An 18907-nucleotide genomic window follows, 5' to 3' on the forward strand; every position below is an offset into this window, starting at 1 on the left:
CTGCCCTGGTCGATGAAGCGATGAGCGCGTGGACAACGGCCGGTCTCTGGCTGGCCGTTATCGCCAGTGGCATTTATCACGGCGTCAATCCCGGCATGGGCTGGCCGTTGGCCGTCTCGGCCGGACTGTTCGGGAGACGTGCCAGCGAATTGTTCCGGGCGCTCGGCCTTTTAGCAGTGGGACACTTTGTGGCAATGATCGGTATCCTGCTGCCCTTCGGCGCGATGCTGACGCTGATTGTCTGGGAACGACAGATCCGCATCGCGGCGGGGCTGATCGTGATCGCAGCCGGGATCTATCTCCTGATCAACCGGCGCCACCCGCGTGTTCTTGCCCGGATCCCGCCGAAGCAACTGGCCTTGTGGTCCTTCGCGGCCGCCACCGCGCATGGCGCCGGACTGATGCTGGTGCCGATTTATATGGGCCTGTGCCAGGCCAGGGAACTCGACGCTGGACACCAGGCGGCCGCCACGCTCGTGACCGATAATCTGATCGCCGCCACCGCCGTCTCCGTGGTCCATACGGCCGCCATGATCGCAAGCGGTGGCATTATCGCCATTGCCGTCTATCGATGGCTCGGACCCAGGTTCATCTCACAAAGCTGGTTCAATCTCGACATTGTGTGGGCCGTAAGCCTGATCCTGGTGGGGGGAATTGGCATTGCGAGCATCGGATACGCCCGGTGAGTTGTACGCATCTGGAAAAGGAATTGCTTTTTCGGGAACGTCTGCAATGGCAGCGAGCGGCGCGACCGCCCCGGATTTCCAGCACCGGCGCAAGCATCGCGGCGGCGGCATCGTCGAGTGGACGAAACCCACCTTCCTTGAGATGGCCCGCCGCGCCGGGATCGGCACGGCAACGGTGGAGCGCGTGCTGAACGGCAGGGCCGCTGTCACGCCAGCCTGTCAGCCCACTCCGGCAAGAGCTATTCGATGGCTCGTATCCTCATCGACATATGATGTCCTCGCGCTCCGCACGAAGTCGGCGAGCTCGCGATTGAAGCGGGAGGCGTCTTCGATGAAGGGGGCGTGTCCGACTTCGGAATACCAGGAAGCGCTGCTCGTGAGGCACATCTGAAGGATGTGCTCGCCCATTGCCGGCAGAACCACCGTATCGCCGCGGCCGTGGGTCATCAGCACGGGTTTGCGCAGTGTGGCCAGAACGTCGTCGGAATTGATCGCGCGGGTGACGAGCGCGGCCCGCACCCTTGCCGGAACGACGATGTTCCAGCACAGCGCGGCCTCATATTCGACCCTCGGCAGTGGCCGCGCGGTGCAGCCCCGCACAAATTCGCGCATCGCCTGGATGTTGGAGGGAAGGTCGTCCGCCGTCGCGCCGGGCACGTGGTCGAGAAAACCCGGGCCGATCAGGACCCCGAACACTGCGCGGTCGAGTGTGACCGCCGCACCCACGAAGTTGATGCCGGCAATCGCGTCCTGGCCGTATGCGCGCAGGTAGTCGCAGATGATGAAGCCCGCATAGGACCAGCCGACGAGAACCGGCCGGTCGAGCCGGAGCTGGTCGATGATCGCAGCGATATCATCCGCCCATGGCTTCGGCTCCGTATACTGCTCCTGTGGCTCGGGCGCTTCCGACATGCCATGGCCGCGAAGGTCGAAGGCGACGAGGCGAAAGCTTTCCGCCAGCCGGCTCTCATACTGCTTCTTCCAGCACAGGTGGTTTTGCGACCATCCATGGATGAAGAGGATGGCTGGAGCATCGGCCTTGCCCCATTCGCGCACATGCAGCTTCACGCCGCCTCCGCCGATCACTGTGTGGATCTTCATCTCCGGTCCTCCTTTTGCCTGACTGGCGCTGATGGTCGCCGCCTGGCGTTGGAGGGACTGTTGTTGCGGGCGTTGAAATGAGCGTAGGAAATTCCAGGCTGCGGAAGCCGCCGTAGCGTCGGCCCGGCCGTTCCCTCACTCCGCCATGAAGGACCGGACTTCCCGCAGGAAATCGGCGAAGGCCGGCTCGTCGCCGAGCAGGATGTGGTTCGCGCTGTTGAGGTCGACGAAGCGCGCTCCCGGTATGCCGGCCGCGAGCACCTTGCCTTCCTCGAAGGGAACCACCGCATCGTTCCTGGCATGCAGCACCAGCGTCGGAACGCCGACGTCTCCCAGCATCGCCGAAACGTCTATGTCGCCGAAAGTGGTGTGAAGCAGGCTGGCGTTGAGTGGTGATGTGGTCTGCCTCTGGAGATCGTTGAACCAGGCCATCTGCTCGCGGCTGGCACCCGGAATGAATGCCTCGGTGAACAGCTGGCGGAACGCCGGATTGTCCTTGCCCCATCCCTCGCGGATCAGGGTGGTCATTGCTTCATGCGTGTCGAGCTGGTGGCTGTCACCACGCTTTCGCCGGCCCCTCGCATAGCCGCCATAGAGGATCAGGCGCGACACGCGCTTGGGGTGGCGGACGACATAGGCGATCGATATGGCGCAGCTTTGCGAGACGCCAAGCAGCGGGAACCTGTCGAGGCCAATGGCGTCGGCGACGCTTTCCAGATCGGTGACCATGGCGTCGAAGGAGATGTCGCCGACGTTCCAGTCGGAGAGGCCGTTGCCGCGCTCATCGTAGCGGATCAGGGTATTCCCGGTCGAAAGCGAATCGATCCAGTGTCGCCACACCGGGCTTTCCCATTCATATTGCAGATGCGACATCCAGTGCGCCGCGCGAAGCAGCGGCGGGCCGCTGCCCGAAACCGCATAGGCGAGCCGGACGCCGTCCGGGCTGCTGCAATAGTGTATCTCCTGGGAACGCTGGACGTCCGGCGCCGGGCCTTCGGCCAACGCCTGGTGCTCCTCGCGCGCCGGTGGCGGTTGCACCGCGCGCTCCCTGGCGGCAGCGGCCAGCGATCGAACCTCCAAGGTGATCTGCTTGTTGGCCGGATCGAGGGACTGCAGTGTCTCCGCGTACGTAAGCGCCCGCTCGGGGTCCGAGCGCAGCCGCTCGACAAGCGCCTGCAGGATCATCAATCGGGTGCGATCCAGGGCGTCGCCATGGAATGTGCGCCACGCCTCGAACACCGGACAGCGCGGCAGCTCCAGGTCCTCGAGGAACCGCCCGCGGAACAAGGCAGCCGCCGTCTCCAGCCGCTGGGTGTCGAGGGCGTGCACATCGCCGGCGGTCAAGTGGGCGACGCCGGGCAGATCGACGTCGAGACCGGTGGTGTCGAAAAGCACGCTGTCCCGATCGGTCCTGAGGCAGTCACCATTGTCGTCTATGGCGTGCCTGAGCTTCGAAAGGCTCCATCGCAGCGAAGCCCTCGGATCGTCCGGGATGTCCCAGAACATCTGGCACAGATGGTCGCGCCGCTGCCGCCGGTTCGTCACCGCCAGATAGGCGAGCAGGGCGCGGGTTTTCTTCGACGGCGGCAGTGCGATCTCCCGGGCGCCCCGCAGGACAACCAGTTGGCCAAGCACCTTGATCTCCAGCACGCCCTTCATTTGGGACACCGATCGCCTGTGCCCAGTTTAATCCGCCATGCCGCGCGGTGTAAATTTGCCCGATTTGCCACCGCTGCGCACCTTGCCGATGTCGATCCCGGCAGCGGCGCTCAGTATTCTACCTTAAACCTGTTAGAAGCAGAGAGATCTTCACGCGAGGTGCGAAAAAGCAACGCAGATACAGCTGATTGGTTACAGCGTAGGTACCCTCGCAGATATGGTATTGGTCATCTTGGGATTCCTGCACACGCTCCCGTGGGATGATGAAATTGTGTGGCAGGTAAATGTAACCACCGTCGATCCTCATTTGCACAGAAGACCGAGGTATGGCGTGGCAATCGGAACCACCGCAACACTTGAATTTCGTCTGTGGGTCAACCGTGTTTTCGTACCAATCGTGGGCGCTGGCGGCTGTTGCGGTCGCGATACACATTGCCGTGACGATGAACCTTCGCATGGCATTCCTCAGGTATCTGACAGGCGCTCCCTCGTTCGAACGTCTATGTATATTGGTGCCCCATCAAAAACACCATTGGTCCCGCTGCGACCGACCAACACAGCTGCGCCAAGCGACGCCCGCAACACCGCATCGGGTAGAGAGCGGACAAAAGCGAATGAGCACTATTGATCCACGCCCGAAATTTCCCGAAAGTCATCTCAAGGCCAGTTGCCGCCATTGAGCGGCCACGCCAGTTCGGTTTGGGACCGGGTTTTGCGGCGCCTGGCCCAATCGACGCAATTGAGGAACCGGATAGCCATTATGAGGAGACCGTTTATAACGGTCGCAGAAATCGCTATAACCAAGGGGAGACGATGCGCTACATACGTCCGCTTTCAATCGAAGATGCCGTTGGCCTGCTGGCCGGGTCGACCGGCACGGCCGCCATTCTCGCCGGGGGCAGTGACCTCCTGGTCAGGATGAAGGGTGGCTTTGTCGAACCCGACCTGATCGTCGACATCAAGGCGATCGAGGGCTTGAGCGAGATCAGGGAAACGGCCGACGGCTTCAGCATCGGTGCCGCGGTCCCCTGCGCCATCCTGGGAGAGAGCGCTGCCCTGCACAAAGCATGGCCCGGCGTCGTCGAGGCGGCCAAGCTGATCGGCTCGAAGCAGGTGCAGGGGCGCTGCACCATAACAGGCAATCTCTGCAACGCCTCGCCGGCCGCCGACAGCGTGCCGGCGCTGGTCGCCGCCAGCGCCAGGGCGCTGGTTGCCGGACCCGGCGGCAAGCGCACGATTGCGGTGGAGGCCGTGCCGACCGGGCCGGGCAAGACGTCGCTGGCCAAAGGCGAGATCATCGAGGCGATCCTGCTCGACAAACGCGCGCCGCGCTCGGGCGATGCCTATCTGCGCTTCATTCCGCGCACGGAGATGGACATAGCGGTGGTCAGCGCCGGCGTGAACCTGACGCTCGATGAGCAAGGTGTTGTGAAGTCGGCCCGCGTGGCGCTGGGTGCCGCGGCGCCGACGGTGCTGCTGGTGGAAGAGGCGGCCGAGGCCCTCATCGGCAGGAAGCTGGATGAAGCAGCACTTGAGCGGCTGGCCAAGGTCTGCTCGGGAGCCTGCCGCCCCATCGACGACAAGCGCGGCACCATCGAGTTCAGACGGAAAGTTGCGGGTGTGCTGGCCAAGCGGGCCGCCACGACCGCCTATGTACGCGCAGGAGGCAAATGATGGCTGGGGTAGCGGTTTCAACGACAATCAACGGCGATAGCGTCGAGTTCCTTTGCCAGCCGGACGAGACGCTGCTCGACGTCCTGCGCGATCGCCTGGGACTGACGGGCGCCAAGGAAGGCTGCGGCACCGGCGACTGCGGCGCCTGCAGCATCATCCTCGACGACCGGCTGGTGTGCTCGTGCCTGGTGCTCGGCGCGGAGGCCGAGGGCCGGCGCGTCGAGACCGTCGAGGGCATGGCGCATGGCGACAGGCTGCATCCGTTGCAGCAGAAGTTCCTCGAGCATGCGGCACTTCAATGCGGCATCTGCACGCCAGGCTTCCTGATCGCGGCCAAGGACCTTCTGGCCAAGAACCCCGATCCGACCGAGGAGGAAATCCGCTTCGGCCTCGCCGGCAACCTCTGCCGCTGCACCGGCTACGACAAGATCGTGCGTGCCGTTCAGGACGCCGCCAGCGTGATGAAGGGAGCATAACGATGAATTTCGACCCACGTTATTCCACTCGCAATTTCGCCTCCGTCGGCACGCGTCCCATCCGCCCCGACGGCGTCGACAAGGTGACGGGCCGCGCCCGCTACGGCGCGGATTTCAACATGGCCGGCCAGTTGGTCGGGCGTATTCTGCGCAGCCCGCACGCCCACGCAACGATCAGGAGGATAGACACCTCGAAGGCGGAAAAGCTTCCCGGCGTGAAGGCGGTGATCACCGCGGCCGACCTGCCCGACCTCACCGATGGCGATGCCGCCATGTACGACATCCTCGACAACTGCATGGCGCGCACCAAGGCGCTCTATGACGGCCATGCGGTGGCCGCGGTCGCTGCCGTGGACGCCCGCACGGCCAGGCAGGCGCTGAAGCTGATCGAGGTCGACTACGAGGTTCTGCCGCATGTCACCGATGTCGACGAGGCGATGAAGCACTCCGCACCCCTCATCAACGACGCCATCTTCACCGAGGGCCTCGAGGAAAAGCCGGTAAAGCCGTCCAACGTCACCAAGCGCAGCCAGTTTGGCCATGGCGATGTTCATCAGGGTTTCGGCCAGGCCGATTTCATCGTCGAACGCTCCTACAAGACCGAGCAGACGCACCAGGGCTATATCGAGCCGCATGCCTGCGTGGCGAGCGTCAGCTCGGATGGCACTGCCGATCTCTGGGTCTGCACGCAAGGGCATTTCGTCTACCGCCAGCATTGCGCCCAGCTGCTTGGCATGGAAGCCTCGAAGCTGCGCGTCACCTCGTCGGAGATCGGCGGCGGCTTCGGCGGCAAGACCCATGTCTGGGCTGAGCCGGTGGCGCTCGCGCTGTCGCGCAAGGCCGGACGGCCGGTCAAGCTGGTCATGACCCGCGACGAGGTGTTCCGCGCCTCCGGTCCGACCAGCGCGACATCGATCGACGTCAGGATCGGCGCCCGCAAGGATGGCACCATCACCGCCGCCGAGGCGACGCTGCGTTATAGCTGCGGCCCGTATGCCGGCTCATGGGCCGAGATCGGCGCCATGACGGCGTTCGCCTGCTACAAGCTCGATAACGTCAAGACCGTGGGCTACGAAGTGCTGGTCAACCGGCCGAAGACCGCGGCCTATCGCGCGCCGTCGGCGCCGATGGCGGCGTTCGCGGTGGAAAGCGCGGTCGACGAACTGGCCAAGGAGATCGGCATGGACCCGGTCGAATTCCGCATCAGGAACGCCGCGCAGGAAGGCACCAGATCGTCCTACGGCCCGGTCTACGGCCCGATCGGCATCGGCCCGACTCTCGAGGCGGCGAAGAACCATCCGCACATGAAGGCTTCGCTCGGCAAGAACCAGGGTCGCGGCATGGCTTGCGGCTTCTGGTTCAACTTCGGCGGCCAGACCTGCACGGACCTCAACATCGGCATGGACGGCTCGGTCTCGCTTGCCGTCGGCACGGTCGATGTCGGTGGTTCCCGCGCGTCGCTGTCGCTGGTGGCGGCGGAGGAGCTCGGCATTGCCTATGAGCAGGTCAAGGCGATTGTCGCCGATACGTCAAGCCTCGGGTACAACGACATGACGGACGGCAGCCGGGGCACCTTCTCGTCCTCCATGGCGACGATCTCGGCCGCCCGCAACGCGGTCAAGATCCTGCGCGAACGCGCCGCGCAGATGTGGGACATTTCCGTCGACGACGTGGTCTGGGAACAGGGCCACGCGGTTGCCAAGGGCGAGAAGCACGGCAATCTCGGCAAGCTGTCGCTGAAGGAGATCGCGGCCGCGTCGGGAAGGACCGGCGGACCGATCGCCGGCCACAGCGAGCTCGTCGCCGACGGCGCGGGCGTCTCCTTCGCCACCCATATCTGCGATATCGAAGTCGATCCCGAGACCGGCGCCACAAGGGTGTTGCGCTACACCGTCGTCCAGGATGCCGGCAAGGCGGTGCACCCGACCTATGTCGAGGGCCAGTACCAGGGCGGCGCAGCGCAAGGCATCGGCTGGGCGCTCAACGAGGAGTATATCTACGGCAAGGACGGGCGGCTGCAGAATCCCGGCTTCCTCGACTATCGCATCCCGGTCTGCTCGGACCTGCCGATGATCGACACGCAGATCCTCGAGATCCCGAATCCCAACCACCCTTACGGGGTGCGCGGCGTCGGCGAGACATCGATCGTGCCGCCGCTGGCGGCGATCGCCAATGCGGTGTCGAACGCCGCAGGCGTGCGGATGACACATATTCCGATGTCGCCGCCACGCATCCTGGCGGCAATCGAGGCTGAACGGGAAGGCTAGAGCGAGATGAGGTTCTCGCGGTGATGGTTGAAGTGACGCTCTGGGGATCGCTTGGCGCGCTCGCCGGAGGCAAGAGCAAGGTCGAGGTCGAGGCCAAGGACATAAGGGAGCTGTTCAGAAAACTGGCTGAACAGTATCCCGGCCTCGAGCCCTGGATCGATCGCGGCATCGCCGTCGCCATCGACGGGACGATCTATCGCGACACCTGGTCGAAGGAATTGCCAAAAGGCGCCGAGATTTTCCTGCTGCCGAGGCTGGCAGGGGGATAGTTGGGAGTTATCTGGCTTTGACCCTAGAGCCGGATGATTTCAGATCGAATCGACCTGAAATCTGAATCCGCCTCTAAATCAAAGAGATAGAGCATGATGTCGTCCGAAAACCGCTTCACACTTTTCGGCCTCATGCTCTAGTCTAGCTCGCGGCTGCGGCCGGAGGTTTTCTGGGCGTGGCCCGCGGTCGGCGCTGGCGGCGTTTGGCGATGAGCTTGAGCGCAACCGGCGGCTCTTTTGACAGCGCGCCCACCACGGCGTCGACCATGCCATGCGCGACGAAATCCGCGTTCATGTCTTGGGCCAGCCTGGCGGTCGCCTCCTTGTCGTCATTGCCGGTCTCCGACCAGAACACGATCCCTACCCGCAATGCCGCCTTCGCACGCTTCAGCCGGCGAACCAGGAAACGGGCGTGCTTGACGGAATCCCGGTTCAGGAAGCCGACCACGACGGTGTCGACGGTTTCGAGCTCAAGGCGGCGAATGCTCGCCGGTTCGATGTCGGCGAAGCCCGCCTTCGACGCCGTCGCGCCCTGCACTTCCAGGACCTGCGCCAGCATCGCGGCGGCGGCATCGTCGAGTTCGCCACGCCCGCCGGCGCAAAGCACCGACATATCCGTGCCATCAGGCAGGTCGGCGGCCTCGTCCTCGCCGGCGGCATCGCCATGGTCGCCCGCCTCCCCGGCCTCGGCCGGGACATCCTCCTCGGCCGCTTCCTCTTGCGCGTCCTCGTCGAGATTGGCCACCAGCGTCAGGGCGCTGGCCGCCAGCTGCCGTCTTTGCAGGTCGCCCATGACGCCGCGCGCACGATCGCGCTCGCCGAGCAGAAGTGCGGGAATGGCCACCTTGTCGTAGAATTCGACCAGATATTTCTCCTCCAGCATCTCCTCGGCGTGGTCGGTGGCTTCTTCCGGATCACCCGCCAGCAGCCGCTGGTAGAGGCGCGCATGGGGTTCGAGCACGGGCTCGTTGCCGAACAGCACGTCGAGGAATTCAAACTGCGGCACGTGTCTGCCCAGCACCACCAGGCAGACGGTCAGCGGCGTCGACAGGACCAGTCCGAGCGGCCCCCAGAGCCAGGTCCAGAAGATGGCCGCGACGATGATCGCCAGCGGTGACAGCCCCGTCCGCGAACCGTAAAGCCAAGGTTCGACGACGTTGCCGGTGACCAGCTCCATCACCACGAACAGGGCGGCCGTCCACAGGACCAGCGACCAGCCGGGCGCCACGGCCAGCGCTAGGAACAGCGGCAGCAGCATGCCTATGGCCGGGCCGATATAGGGAACGAAACGCAGCGCCAGCGCAAGCAGGCCCCACAGCAGCGCATTCGGAATGCCGAGGATCCACAGCCCGATCGCAATGGGTATGGCGTAGACGATGTTGACAACCAATTGCATGAGCAGATAGCGGCCCACCCGCTTGGCTGCATCCTGAAGCGCCTCGGTGGTGCGGTGAAGGTCGCCGTAACCGACAAGCCGGATGAAGCGGTCGCGCAGATCCTCCCGTTCGAGCAGCATGAATATGACCACGACGATGATCAGCCCGGCCGATCCGAGTGGGCTGATCAGCGGGCCGATAATGTTCTGCAGGACTTCGAGCGGCCTTTCGCGCGCGACGATCTCGACGGGCACCGGCTCGCGCTTTGGCTTGTCCGGAGTGGCGGCCGGCAGCGAAGCGTCCTGCCTGTTGATCTCCTGGCCGACACGTTCGATCACGTCGCTCAATTTGGCAATGATCCCTCCCCCGACGCCGGTTTCCTTGAGCGAACGGATCTTGGTCAGGATGTTGGTCTGATAGACCGGAATATTCTGTGCCAGTTCGCTGACCTGCGTGGCGACAATGAAGCTGAACAGGGCAAGTGCCGCGAAAGCGCTCAGCACGCTGACGATGACAGCGGGTATCCGGGGGATGCCGACCCGTTTGAGCGCCGAGACAAGAGGCGCGAGCGCGAAGGTCAGCAGCAGCGCGATGGCGATCGGCAGGAAAACCTCGCGCCCAAAATACAGCGCCGCCACTGTCGTGACGGTGGTCGCCACATTGGGCAATGACGTTCTCGGGCGGGGCGCGGCGGCCGAAAGAATGTCCTCCAGCCCATGAGTCGGAGACGCCGTGCCGTTTCGACGATTGGCCGCCACTTGGTTCCTCCCCTGCCAACCGCCATGATCGGGCATATTGAGCCGGTGTGCAACTTTCGCAGCCGGCGAACCGCTCGTCACCCGGGCAATGACCGGATGGCGCGCGACATGGCCGCGCTCGGCTATCGGTTTTCTCGAACTCGCCTGCCCGGCGCGGACATCACGGTGTCGCGCAGCCAACGATGCGCCGGGTCGGCATCCAAGCGCGGATGCCACATTGCCGATATCTTGAACTCCGGCACGGGGAGCGGGATTCGGTAGAAGGTCGTAGCGCTGCGCCGTGCGGATGCGTCCGCGGCGGCCTCACGCTACAAGTGATCGGCAAGGATGAAACCCAGCGCGGCCAGAGGCGTTATACGGCTGCAACGCAGTCGAGGTTCCAATGCAAACCGCATGGTTCTCCAAACCCGTGGTGGTTTCGGTCGGCGTCACCGGTTCCACCCGCCATCTCTCCAATACCCAGCAGGCCATCGAATTGCTCACGACACACTGGCGCGACGCCGGCAGCCTGAAACATCAGTCCGCGCTGCGCGCCTGCCGCAGAGCGACGAGCGGCGAGGTGTCCCCCGACATCGCCAGGGAGGCTTTTGTCGAGGCCGCGCGCGAGGCGCATATTCTGGTCGAGTAGGCCGGGTCGAGCCAGCTGGCCCGCGTCCATTCTTGACACCGAAAGGCGCGATTCGATATTTTTGACGGTCGCCGTCGCCATCGGCGCCGGCCAGTTCAAAGCATCGTTCAAGCGATTGGAGGAAGTGATGAACGATAGGCTTTTCGATCGCCCCGTGTTCGTCAAGGACGCGCGGTTGATCGTCCAGGAAATCGCCTGCCTTGAAGAAGCCCTCGACTTTCTCGACGAATGGCCGAGCAACCGGCGCGGCCCGATCTTCGATACGGCCCGGCGCGCCTGCCATCGCGCCTTTGATGGGCTGCTGCCCTTGTCGGCGGCTCGTGAAGCCTTCGCCGGCTGGGCAAAATCGGCCCGCATTCCGGAGGATGTCTCGAGCGTCCTGCCCTGGATGATCGGCCAGAGGTCTGGGCGCGGCGGCATGCCGGCCTGAGCTGCCGTTTTTACAATGCCGGCGCAGCCTCGCTTTGCAGGCCAGCCTGATTTCGCGATTGGTGGCTACTCACGGATTGTCGCCGCCATTCACAATTTCGTGATCGGCGGAACCGTTTGAAACAACAGGCGTTTTTTCTGAAGGCGTTTTACAGGCAACATCAGGAGGCGTTTATGCGCATCATGAACCTCGCCACCCTTGCCCTCATCATCCTTGGCGGTCTCAACTGGCTGGCCATGGGGGTGGCGGGCTATGACGTGATCGGCACGGTCCTCGGGGGCGCCACTTTGGCCCGCCTGGCCTATCTGATCATCGGCCTGGCAGCCGTCTGGCAGCTGATGCCGGGCTTCCAGAGCTTTACGGTTGGAGAAGTCGATGCCGAAAGGCATCTCCATCATCATCCGTGACCAGTAAGATGGGGGCGGCGGAAATCCGCCGCTCCCCATCGCGTAAAGCCGATCGAACGGCCGCCATATCGAACTGCCGCCATCAACATTCCCTGGCGAAGAGCGCGATGCCAGCGGCATAGGACAACTTTCAGCTCCCCAGTTCCAGACCACAGCATTGACCATATTGCTCCCGAGCGGGATCAGCGCGCCGCATGCCTGGCCAGTGCGTGCTCGATCAGCACGTCGATGGTCTGGCTGTAGCCGATGCCTGATGCCGCCAGCGCCTTGGCGTACATAGAGATATCGGTGAAGCCGGGAATGGTGTTGACCTCGTTGACCAGCAGGCTGCCGTCGGCGCGCAGGAAGAAATCGACGCGCGCCATGGCTTCGCAGCCGAGCGCCTGGAAGGCCTGCCGCGCCATGTCCCTCACCCGGTCGGCGACCGCGGCCGGGACATCGGCGGGCACCCTGACCACCGCGCCGTCGGCATCGAGATATTTGGCCTCGTAGGTGTAGAAGCCATGCTTGCCGGCCGGAATGATCTCGCCGGGCAGCGACACCGTCAGCGTGCCGTCGGCCCGCTGCAGCACCGAGCACTCGATCTCACGGCCGTCGACAAATTCCTCCACCAAAGCCTTGTTATCATGCTGGAAAGCCGCCTCGACGGCGGTGGCGAAACCGGCGCCGTCAGTCACCTTGCTCACCCCGAAGGACGAGCCCTGGCGCGCCGGCTTGACGAAGACCGGCAGACCCAGCCTTGCCCTGACGTCGTCGAAGGACATAGGCTCGTCGCGGCGCAAGGTGACGGAGCGGGCAACGGCAAGGCCGGCCTCGCGCATCAGCCGCTTGGCGACATCCTTGTCCATGGCGGCGGCCGATGCGAGGATGCCGCAACCGACATAGGCGACATCGGCGACCTCGGCATAGCCCTGCACCGAGCCGTCCTCGCCGAACGGCCCGTGCAGCACGGGAAACACGACATCGACGGGGTCAGGCTGCGTTCCATCCCGCGCCACGGCGACCAGCCTGCCCTTGCCGGCGGGCAGCAGCGCGACCTCCACCCCGTCCTCGGATACCGGAGCCCCTGCCGCGTCGCTGGCGGCCGACCGCTGCAGCAGCCATCTGCCGCTTCGGGAAATGGCGATCGGCACGATCTCGTAGCGCGTCCGGTCGATCGCCTTCAGCACATTGGCGGCCGAGAGGCGCGACACGTCATGTTCGGCCGACCGTCCGCCATAGAGGATGGCTACCCTTGTCTTTTCGGTCATCGAAATCCCTCAACCGTCAAAAAATCAAATGGCAACGGCAATGCCGCGATTGGCGAAGAAGCGGTCGAAATCGGCCGGCGCCAACACTGCGTTTGCCTGTGTGGCGCTGGTATGGCCGGACGGATTGTGAAAGCGGAAACCCTTGTCCGACGCCGCGGTGACCAGCACCAGATGGCCACCCTTCGATGGCGGCTCGCGCTCCGGCCAGCGGACCCAGCTGCTGACCGAAGCGATGAAGAAGCGCGACCGCGCCAGGATCGCCGGAATGTCCGCTGTCGCGACATTGGTCATCACCTCGGCTTGCAGGCTGAAGGCTTCCCGCACGAAGCTGACGAACGGCGCGTAGATCAGCCCCTTGATCGATCCCTCGCCGACGACATAGCCGCCATATCTGGTGCAGCGCCTGGCCAGTTCGATCGTCGGCACGATCTCGCCGCGCGTCGCCAGGATCATCTTCAGGCACGCCATGCCGCAGATGTTGGCGGCCCAGACTACGTATTCGTCTGGTGTCTCAGCCCCCGACCCCCGCCACAAGGGATCGCGCCGCAGCGCAACTTCAGCGCCTTCGGCGAGCACGTCCAAGGTCATGTCGGGCGTTTCCCACTAGCTGAAAAACGGCACGGTTTCAGGCAGTGGACTCATACGGTTCCTCGATCGGTTTTTGAGTCTCGTATACGAGGATACGCAACAGGTGGAAAACCACTCAAAAAGTAATCTTCACCGACGCAACGCTGCGCGTGTGCGGACCATGGTGAACCGCCTCGATGTTGTTGCCGTCCGGATCGAGCAGGAAGGCGGCGTAGTAGCCGGGGTGGTAGGGCCGTTCGCCCGGCGCGCCATTGTCCGTGCCGCCGGCGGCGAGCCCGGCCTTGTAGAAAGCTTCGACCGTGGCGTGGTCCCTTGCCTGGAAGGCGAGATGGTGACGGCCGGTGAGTTTTCCCTGCGCCGCCCGGCTGTCGGCACTGGAGACGAACAGTTCGTCGGCCCAGAAAAAGTCCTCGCCCACACCACCGATCGGAACACCGAGTGCCTGCAGGACCGCCTCGTAGAAACGCCGGCTGGCGGCGAGATCCCTGACCACCAGCTGGACGTGGTCGATAAGCCGGCCGCGATGCAGTTCCATGAACAGTCCTCCTCGTGAGCTTGCGAATCTAGGTTCGGACAGGGCGGCGTCAATGCGGGCGCTTGTCAGCCGCCAAGTCCTACCGCACGTCCAGCCCATGGAACCCTCGGTATATCTCTAACAAAAAAAGCCCGCCGGGAGGGGGATCCGGCGGGCCTTTGGAAAGCTGATACCGAGCTTTCTGATGTCTGACGGGGGATCAGACATGGTGAGAACTTCTATGTCCCGCAGAAGTTCCACTCGAACGAAAAAAGCCCGCCAGCGAGTTGTCGATTCACGAACCCCGGACCAAGCGTCGGGCACTCAATCCCGTTCAGATGGAACCTTTTGTTCGGAGCCAGGTTTTGTGGGGCGGCGGGAGGAATCGAATTGGACAGCTTTCAGAGGCTCGAAGTGCTGATCGACAGCGCCGGTGACGGCGAAGAAGCGAACACCTTGCTGCGCCGGTTCAAGGGCAGGTCGCAGACGGTCACGGCGGCCGTCGAGGAGTTCATGCTCGACTTCATGACATTAGTCTTCGTCATCGAGGCAGGCGAGGACGACTTCGAAAAACCGATCCGCAAGCTGGCGCGCAGCAGGCTTTCGAACCTCAAGCAGCTGGTCAACGTGGCGGCGTAGGATGCTGACTTCCGGCCCCGACTCTATTCCGGCAGCATGGCCTATCCCTTCAGGATCGCCGCCAGCCGTGGGATGCCCTCGCTCACCGCGCAACTATCGGCGAGCGTGAAGGAGAGCCGCAGCGTGTTGCGCCCTGTCCCGTCGGCAAAGAACGCGCTGCCGGGCACGAAGGCGACGCGCGCCTCCTTCACCGCCCGCGCCAGCAACCCGGTGGCGTCGGAGCCTTCCGGCAGCGTCACCCACACGAACATGCCGCCTTCCGGGCGGCTCCAGGTCACGCCCTCGGGCATGTTGGCCTCGAGCGCTGCGAGCAGGCCGTCGCGGCGCTCGCGATAGGCGCCGATGAGTTTTTCCACCTGGCCGTCGAACACGGCTTCGGCCACGCGATGCATTACCACCTGGTTGATCGACGGGCTGTGCAGGTCGGAGGCCTGCTTCATCAGCACCAGCTTCTCGACCACGTGGCGCGGCGCGCACACCCAGCCGACGCGCATGCCCGGCGACAGGATTTTCGAGAACGAGCCGCAATAGAGCGTGCGCGCCTTGTCGATGCCTCCGGAGCGGGCGCAGTCGAGCGCCAGGATCGGCGGCACGCCCTCGCCGTCATAGCGCAACGCGCGATAGGCGGCGTCCTCGATGACGGCGATGTCGAGTTCGCCGGCAAGGTCGAGCACCGCCTCGCGCTGCTGGCGGTTCAACGTCTCGCCGGTCGGGTTGGCGAAATCCGGCACCAGATAGGCGAACTTGACCCGGCCGCCATTGGCGGCGGCGGCGACGCGATAGGCTGCCGGTGTCATGTTGCGGCCTTCCGGCCGCAGCCGGTCGTAGCGCGGCTCGTAGGCGTTGAATGCCTGGAGCGCGCCGAGATAGGTCGGCCATGTCACCAGCGCGGTGTCGCCCGGCGACAGGAACAGCTTGCCGAGATAATCCAGCGCCTGCTGCGAGCCGGAGGTGATGAAGATGTTGCCCTCGTCGCAGGCGACGCCGAGCTTGCCCATCTGCCCGGCCAGCCATCGCCGCAACAGCAGATAGCCTTCCGAAACCTGGTATTGCAGCGCTGCTCCCGCCTCGCCACCGCCCAGCACATCGGCATAGGCATCGCGGATCGCCTCGGCCGGAAACAGCGCCGGGTCGGGAATGCCGCCGGCGAACGAGATGATGTCGGGCTGGTCGAGCAGCTTCAGCAGTTCGCGGATTTCGGACGCCTTCATGCGCGACGAGCGCGAAGCCAGCAGGTTCATCAAGGTCAAGGAGCGCCTCCCGCGACAATCTTTATATAGGTCAACCTGGCTTTATATAGGTCAACCTGGCTGACCTATATCAGCCCTCCCCGGCAATTTGAATAGGGCCTGACAGCCTTCCGGTATACGCCAGTCGCCGCCGGCCCGGAATGGTGCCGAGCATCACAAGGTCTTCTTGTAGCCGAGATGGCTGCCGGTGAAGCCGAGGTTCTCATAGAAGCGGTGCGCGTCCGCGCGCGACCTGTCGGTGGTGAGCTGGACGAGGTTGCAGCCGCGCGCCCGGCATTGCGCGATCGCCCATTCGATCATCTGCCTGCCGATGCCGCCGGAGCGCCTGTGGCCGGCGACCCGGACCGCCTCGATCTGCCCGCGCCAGGCACCCTTGTGCGAGAGCCCGGCAAGGAAGCTGACCTGCAAGGTGCCGATCACCTCGGCGCCGTCCACGGCCACCACCAGCAGCTGATTGGGATCGGCGTCGATGGCATTGAAGGCCTCGACATAGCCGCGCGCCAGCGGCACCGAGGCGTCCTCGCGGCCGGCGCCGAGCGGATCGTCGGCCAGCATCACGACGACATCAGGCAGGTCTGACGCTTGCGCTCGGCGGAATTCGATCATGGTTGCATGACTTACGGCGCAGTGCCGGTGGCGGCAAGTGGGCTCTCCTTCTCCCCGTGGGAGAAGGCAAAGCGCGCCCTCCAGGAGGCGCGGTTCGAATACGAAAGTTCGTTCCGTTTATATAAGTTACAAACCGCCCTCATACGCCAGCTGCGCCTCTGTCAGCGCCGCGTCCAGCCTTTCGCCCTCAGCATAACCAGCCAGATTCCCCGGCCGCTCGATGCCGGGCAGCAGCCTTGGGCATGGCTCTGCGGCGCCGATCACCGTCCGCACCGGGATGACACCGGCCCACACCGGGTGGCCGTAATCCTCCTCGTCGTCGCCGACGCCCTTGGCGCGCACTTTCGCCGACGCCTCTTCGATGCGCATGCCGATGACCGTCGTCGCCTTGGCTTCCTGCGCCGAGATCGGTCGCAAGGTCTCGCTCCGGCCGGGATAGAAGCGGTCGACGACGCCGGCCAATGCCTTCAGCTTTGCCCCAGGCTCATCGATGATCCGCGCCGTCCCAAAACACATCGCCGAGCGGTAGTTGGCGGAATGGTTGAAGCCTGAACGAGCCAGCACCAGCCCGTCGAGATGCGAGACAGTCAGGCAGGCGGGCGTGCCGCCGCGCAGCTGGCGCAGCATTCGGCTGGCCGACGAGCCGTGCCAGTAGAGCCTGTCGCCCTCGCGCCAGTGGATGGTCGGCGTGCAATAGGGCTGGCCGTCGAATGTGTAGGCGACATGGCACAAGAGCCCGGCATCCAGCACCGAGAACACCGCCGCATGGTCGTAGCTGCCGCGCTCATGCAGGCGCCTCACCCGGTTGCGGCTGGTGGTCGGAAAGCTGGCTGATACGTCGTCCACGGCTTGCATCCTTGTCTCTTGTCTGCCAACCATGCGCCATGGCATTGGTCGAGAAAAGAACCAATCGAGATAAGAAAATTCAGACCAATCTTCCGGATTGGTCGGCGCTGATTCCGGTCCTGCCGGGCGATGGTCCGCGCAGCCGCGAGCTCTATGCGGCGCTCAGGCGGCTGATCGAGACCGGCGCGCTGGCCGCCGGCGCCAAGCTGCCGACCACCCGCGATCTGGCGCAGCGCTTCGGCCTGTCGCGCTCGGCGGCGGTCGCCTGTTTCGAAATGCTGATCTCGGAAGGCTTTGCGACGGCAAAGGTCGGCGCCGGCACCTTCGTCGCGCCTGATGTGCCGCATCTGCCGGTGGCGATGATCAGGCCGCGCCCGCCCGAGGTCGATGACGCGGCGTCGCTGCCTTGCGGCCTTGGCGTGGCGGTGTCCGACCCGCGCACGCTGAACGTGTTCCGCATCCTGTTGTCGCGCCACCTCGCCCGCCCCGGCCCGGAGCATTTCCGCTATGGCGATCCGCGCGGCGGCCTCGCCCTGCGTAGAGCGATATCAACCTATCTCAGGACCGCGCGCGGCGTTCGCTGCGATGCCGGCCAGATCGTGCTGACCTCGGGCACGCAGCAGGGACTGGATCTTTTGGCACGCGCCGCCCTTCGCCCCGGCGATGCCGTCTGGATCGAAAACCCCTGTTATCCGATGGCGCATGCCGTGCTGGCCGGCAGTGGCGCCAGGGTTGTCGGCGTACCGGTCGACGAGGAAGGGCTCGATCCCGGGATCGGCGAACGCCTGTGCCCAACGGCGCGCGCGGCCTATGTCACGCCCTCGCATCAATATCCGCTCGGCGTGACGATGACGATGCGCCGCCGCCTGGCGCTGCTCGACTGGGCGCGGCGCAACGATGCCTGGATCATCGAGGACGACTACGACAGCGAGTTCCGCTACGCCGGGCCGCCGCTGACCTCGCTGCAAGGCATGGACGGCGCCGGCCGCGTCGCCTATCTCGGCACCTTCTCGAAAGTCCTCTTCCCCGGCCTGCGCATCGGCTACGTCGTGGTGCCGGAAGCGCTGCTCGATGCCGTGATGGCGGTCAGGGCGCGCTCCGACCGGTTCCCCTCGACGCTGGCCGAAGGCGCGCTGACCGACCTGTTGAACGAGGGCCATTTCGCCGCCCATCTGAGGCGCGTGCGCCGCCGCGTCCAGGCCGCGCGCGACGTGCTGGTCGCCGGCCTCGAGGCGCATTGCGGCGATGCCCTCGACGTGACCGTGCCCGAACAGGGGCTGCACCTGATGGCGACGCTGAAGGGTGCCGGGCCGGACACCGCGATCGTCGAGGCGGCAAGGGCCGCGGGCGTCGGCGCCCGCGCTTTGTCCGCGATGTTCATCGACGGCGCGCCGAAGCACGGCCTGGTGCTGGGTTTTTCCGGGTTTTCGGACGAGGCGTTGATGGCTGCCACGGTCAGGCTGGGCGCGCTGTTGCGGTAGGT

At 64.7% G+C, this 18907-nt stretch carries 19 protein-coding genes; 10 read left to right on the forward strand and 9 right to left on the reverse strand.

The window, feature by feature from the left end; translation table 11 throughout:
• Nucleotides 1-20 precede the first annotated feature (20 nt).
• Nucleotides 21-686 carry a hypothetical protein gene (locus ACFSQT_RS06905; RefSeq protein WP_379017734.1) on the forward strand — a complete coding sequence of 222 codons (666 nt, stop codon included), beginning with the start codon at nucleotides 21-23 and terminating at the stop codon, nucleotides 684-686.
• A gap of 219 nt (nucleotides 687-905) precedes the next feature.
• Here ACFSQT_RS06905 and ACFSQT_RS06910 read toward each other — a convergent pair whose 3' ends face one another.
• Nucleotides 906-1787: an alpha/beta fold hydrolase gene (locus tag ACFSQT_RS06910; protein WP_379017736.1), complete on the reverse strand. Its 882-nt coding sequence runs from the start codon at nucleotides 1785-1787 to the stop codon at nucleotides 906-908.
• A 135-nt stretch (nucleotides 1788-1922) separates the two neighbouring features.
• Entirely contained in the window at nucleotides 1923-3446 is a 1524-nt protein-coding gene (locus ACFSQT_RS06915; protein ID WP_379017895.1) for a bifunctional AfsR/SARP family transcriptional regulator/alpha/beta hydrolase, read from the reverse strand.
• An 813-nt stretch (nucleotides 3447-4259) separates the two neighbouring features.
• Between ACFSQT_RS06915 and ACFSQT_RS06920 the strand changes: the two genes are divergently transcribed.
• The 4 genes from ACFSQT_RS06920 to ACFSQT_RS06935 are packed head-to-tail and all read left to right on the forward strand — an operon-like array spanning nucleotide 4260 to nucleotide 8132.
• Nucleotides 4260-5120: an FAD binding domain-containing protein gene (locus tag ACFSQT_RS06920; RefSeq protein ID WP_379017738.1), complete on the forward strand. Its 861-nt coding sequence runs from the start codon at nucleotides 4260-4262 to the stop codon at nucleotides 5118-5120.
• Complete coding sequence (locus ACFSQT_RS06925; RefSeq protein ID WP_379017740.1) at nucleotides 5120-5596, forward strand: (2Fe-2S)-binding protein; 477 nt, start codon at nucleotides 5120-5122, stop codon at nucleotides 5594-5596. Before ACFSQT_RS06920 ends, ACFSQT_RS06925 begins: the two co-directional genes overlap by 1 nt.
• A 2-nt stretch (nucleotides 5597-5598) precedes the next feature.
• Entirely contained in the window at nucleotides 5599-7863 is a 2265-nt protein-coding gene (locus tag ACFSQT_RS06930) for a xanthine dehydrogenase family protein molybdopterin-binding subunit (RefSeq protein ID WP_379017742.1), read from the forward strand.
• A gap of 23 nt (nucleotides 7864-7886) precedes the next feature.
• Nucleotides 7887-8132, forward strand: a complete 246-nt coding sequence (locus ACFSQT_RS06935) for a MoaD/ThiS family protein (protein WP_379017896.1) — start codon at nucleotides 7887-7889, stop codon at nucleotides 8130-8132.
• A 142-nt stretch (nucleotides 8133-8274) separates the two neighbouring features.
• Here ACFSQT_RS06935 and ACFSQT_RS06940 read toward each other — a convergent pair whose 3' ends face one another.
• Nucleotides 8275-10266 (reverse strand): AI-2E family transporter, encoded by a 1992-nt coding sequence (locus ACFSQT_RS06940; RefSeq protein WP_379017744.1) that lies wholly within the window; start codon nucleotides 10264-10266, stop codon nucleotides 8275-8277.
• A gap of 382 nt (nucleotides 10267-10648) precedes the next feature.
• Here ACFSQT_RS06940 and ACFSQT_RS06945 point away from each other — a divergent pair, with 382 nt between their 5' ends.
• From ACFSQT_RS06945 to ACFSQT_RS06955, 3 genes are all read left to right on the forward strand, one after another.
• Nucleotides 10649-10894 (forward strand): DUF982 domain-containing protein, encoded by a 246-nt coding sequence (locus ACFSQT_RS06945; RefSeq protein ID WP_379017746.1) that lies wholly within the window; start codon nucleotides 10649-10651, stop codon nucleotides 10892-10894.
• 127 nt (nucleotides 10895-11021) lie between these two features.
• Nucleotides 11022-11324 (forward strand): DUF982 domain-containing protein, encoded by a 303-nt coding sequence (locus tag ACFSQT_RS06950; protein ID WP_379017748.1) that lies wholly within the window; start codon nucleotides 11022-11024, stop codon nucleotides 11322-11324.
• Between the two features lie 116 nt (nucleotides 11325-11440).
• Complete coding sequence (locus tag ACFSQT_RS06955; RefSeq protein ID WP_379017750.1) at nucleotides 11441-11731, forward strand: DUF378 domain-containing protein; 291 nt, start codon at nucleotides 11441-11443, stop codon at nucleotides 11729-11731.
• A 182-nt stretch (nucleotides 11732-11913) separates the two neighbouring features.
• Here ACFSQT_RS06955 and ACFSQT_RS06960 read toward each other — a convergent pair whose 3' ends face one another.
• The 3 genes from ACFSQT_RS06960 to ACFSQT_RS06970 form a co-directional block, all read right to left on the reverse strand.
• Nucleotides 11914-12981, reverse strand: a complete 1068-nt coding sequence (locus ACFSQT_RS06960) for a D-alanine--D-alanine ligase family protein (protein ID WP_379017752.1) — start codon at nucleotides 12979-12981, stop codon at nucleotides 11914-11916.
• Nucleotides 12982-13005: 24 nt separating this feature from the next.
• Nucleotides 13006-13569 (reverse strand): C39 family peptidase, encoded by a 564-nt coding sequence (locus ACFSQT_RS06965; RefSeq protein WP_379017754.1) that lies wholly within the window; start codon nucleotides 13567-13569, stop codon nucleotides 13006-13008.
• A 115-nt stretch (nucleotides 13570-13684) separates the two neighbouring features.
• A complete protein-coding gene (locus ACFSQT_RS06970; RefSeq protein WP_379017756.1) occupies nucleotides 13685-14104 on the reverse strand; it encodes a VOC family protein in 420 nt (139 codons plus the stop codon).
• A 369-nt stretch (nucleotides 14105-14473) separates the two neighbouring features.
• On the opposite strand from ACFSQT_RS06970, the gene ACFSQT_RS06975 reads away from it, so the two are divergent.
• On the forward strand, nucleotides 14474-14722 hold the full coding sequence (locus ACFSQT_RS06975) for a hypothetical protein (protein WP_379017758.1): 249 nt from the start codon (nucleotides 14474-14476) through the stop codon (nucleotides 14720-14722).
• A gap of 41 nt (nucleotides 14723-14763) precedes the next feature.
• Here ACFSQT_RS06975 and ACFSQT_RS06980 read toward each other — a convergent pair whose 3' ends face one another.
• From ACFSQT_RS06980 to ACFSQT_RS06990, 3 genes are all read right to left on the reverse strand, one after another.
• Nucleotides 14764-15963 carry an aminotransferase-like domain-containing protein gene (locus tag ACFSQT_RS06980; RefSeq protein WP_379017897.1) on the reverse strand — a complete coding sequence of 400 codons (1200 nt, stop codon included), beginning with the start codon at nucleotides 15961-15963 and terminating at the stop codon, nucleotides 14764-14766.
• Between the two features lie 162 nt (nucleotides 15964-16125).
• Nucleotides 16126-16578: a GNAT family N-acetyltransferase gene (locus ACFSQT_RS06985; protein ID WP_379017760.1), complete on the reverse strand. Its 453-nt coding sequence runs from the start codon at nucleotides 16576-16578 to the stop codon at nucleotides 16126-16128.
• A 126-nt stretch (nucleotides 16579-16704) separates the two neighbouring features.
• Nucleotides 16705-17457, reverse strand: coding sequence for a pyridoxamine 5'-phosphate oxidase family protein (locus ACFSQT_RS06990; protein ID WP_379017762.1), 753 nt, complete (start codon nucleotides 17455-17457; stop codon nucleotides 16705-16707).
• Between the two features lie 5 nt (nucleotides 17458-17462).
• Between ACFSQT_RS06990 and pdxR the strand changes: the two genes are divergently transcribed.
• Nucleotides 17463-18905 (forward strand): MocR-like pyridoxine biosynthesis transcription factor PdxR, encoded by a 1443-nt coding sequence (gene pdxR / locus ACFSQT_RS06995; RefSeq protein ID WP_379017764.1) that lies wholly within the window; start codon nucleotides 17463-17465, stop codon nucleotides 18903-18905.
• Nucleotides 18906-18907 lie beyond the last annotated feature (2 nt).

This window comes from Mesorhizobium calcicola, assembly GCF_042682105.1.
GTDB lineage: Bacteria > Pseudomonadota > Alphaproteobacteria > Rhizobiales > Rhizobiaceae > Mesorhizobium > Mesorhizobium calcicola.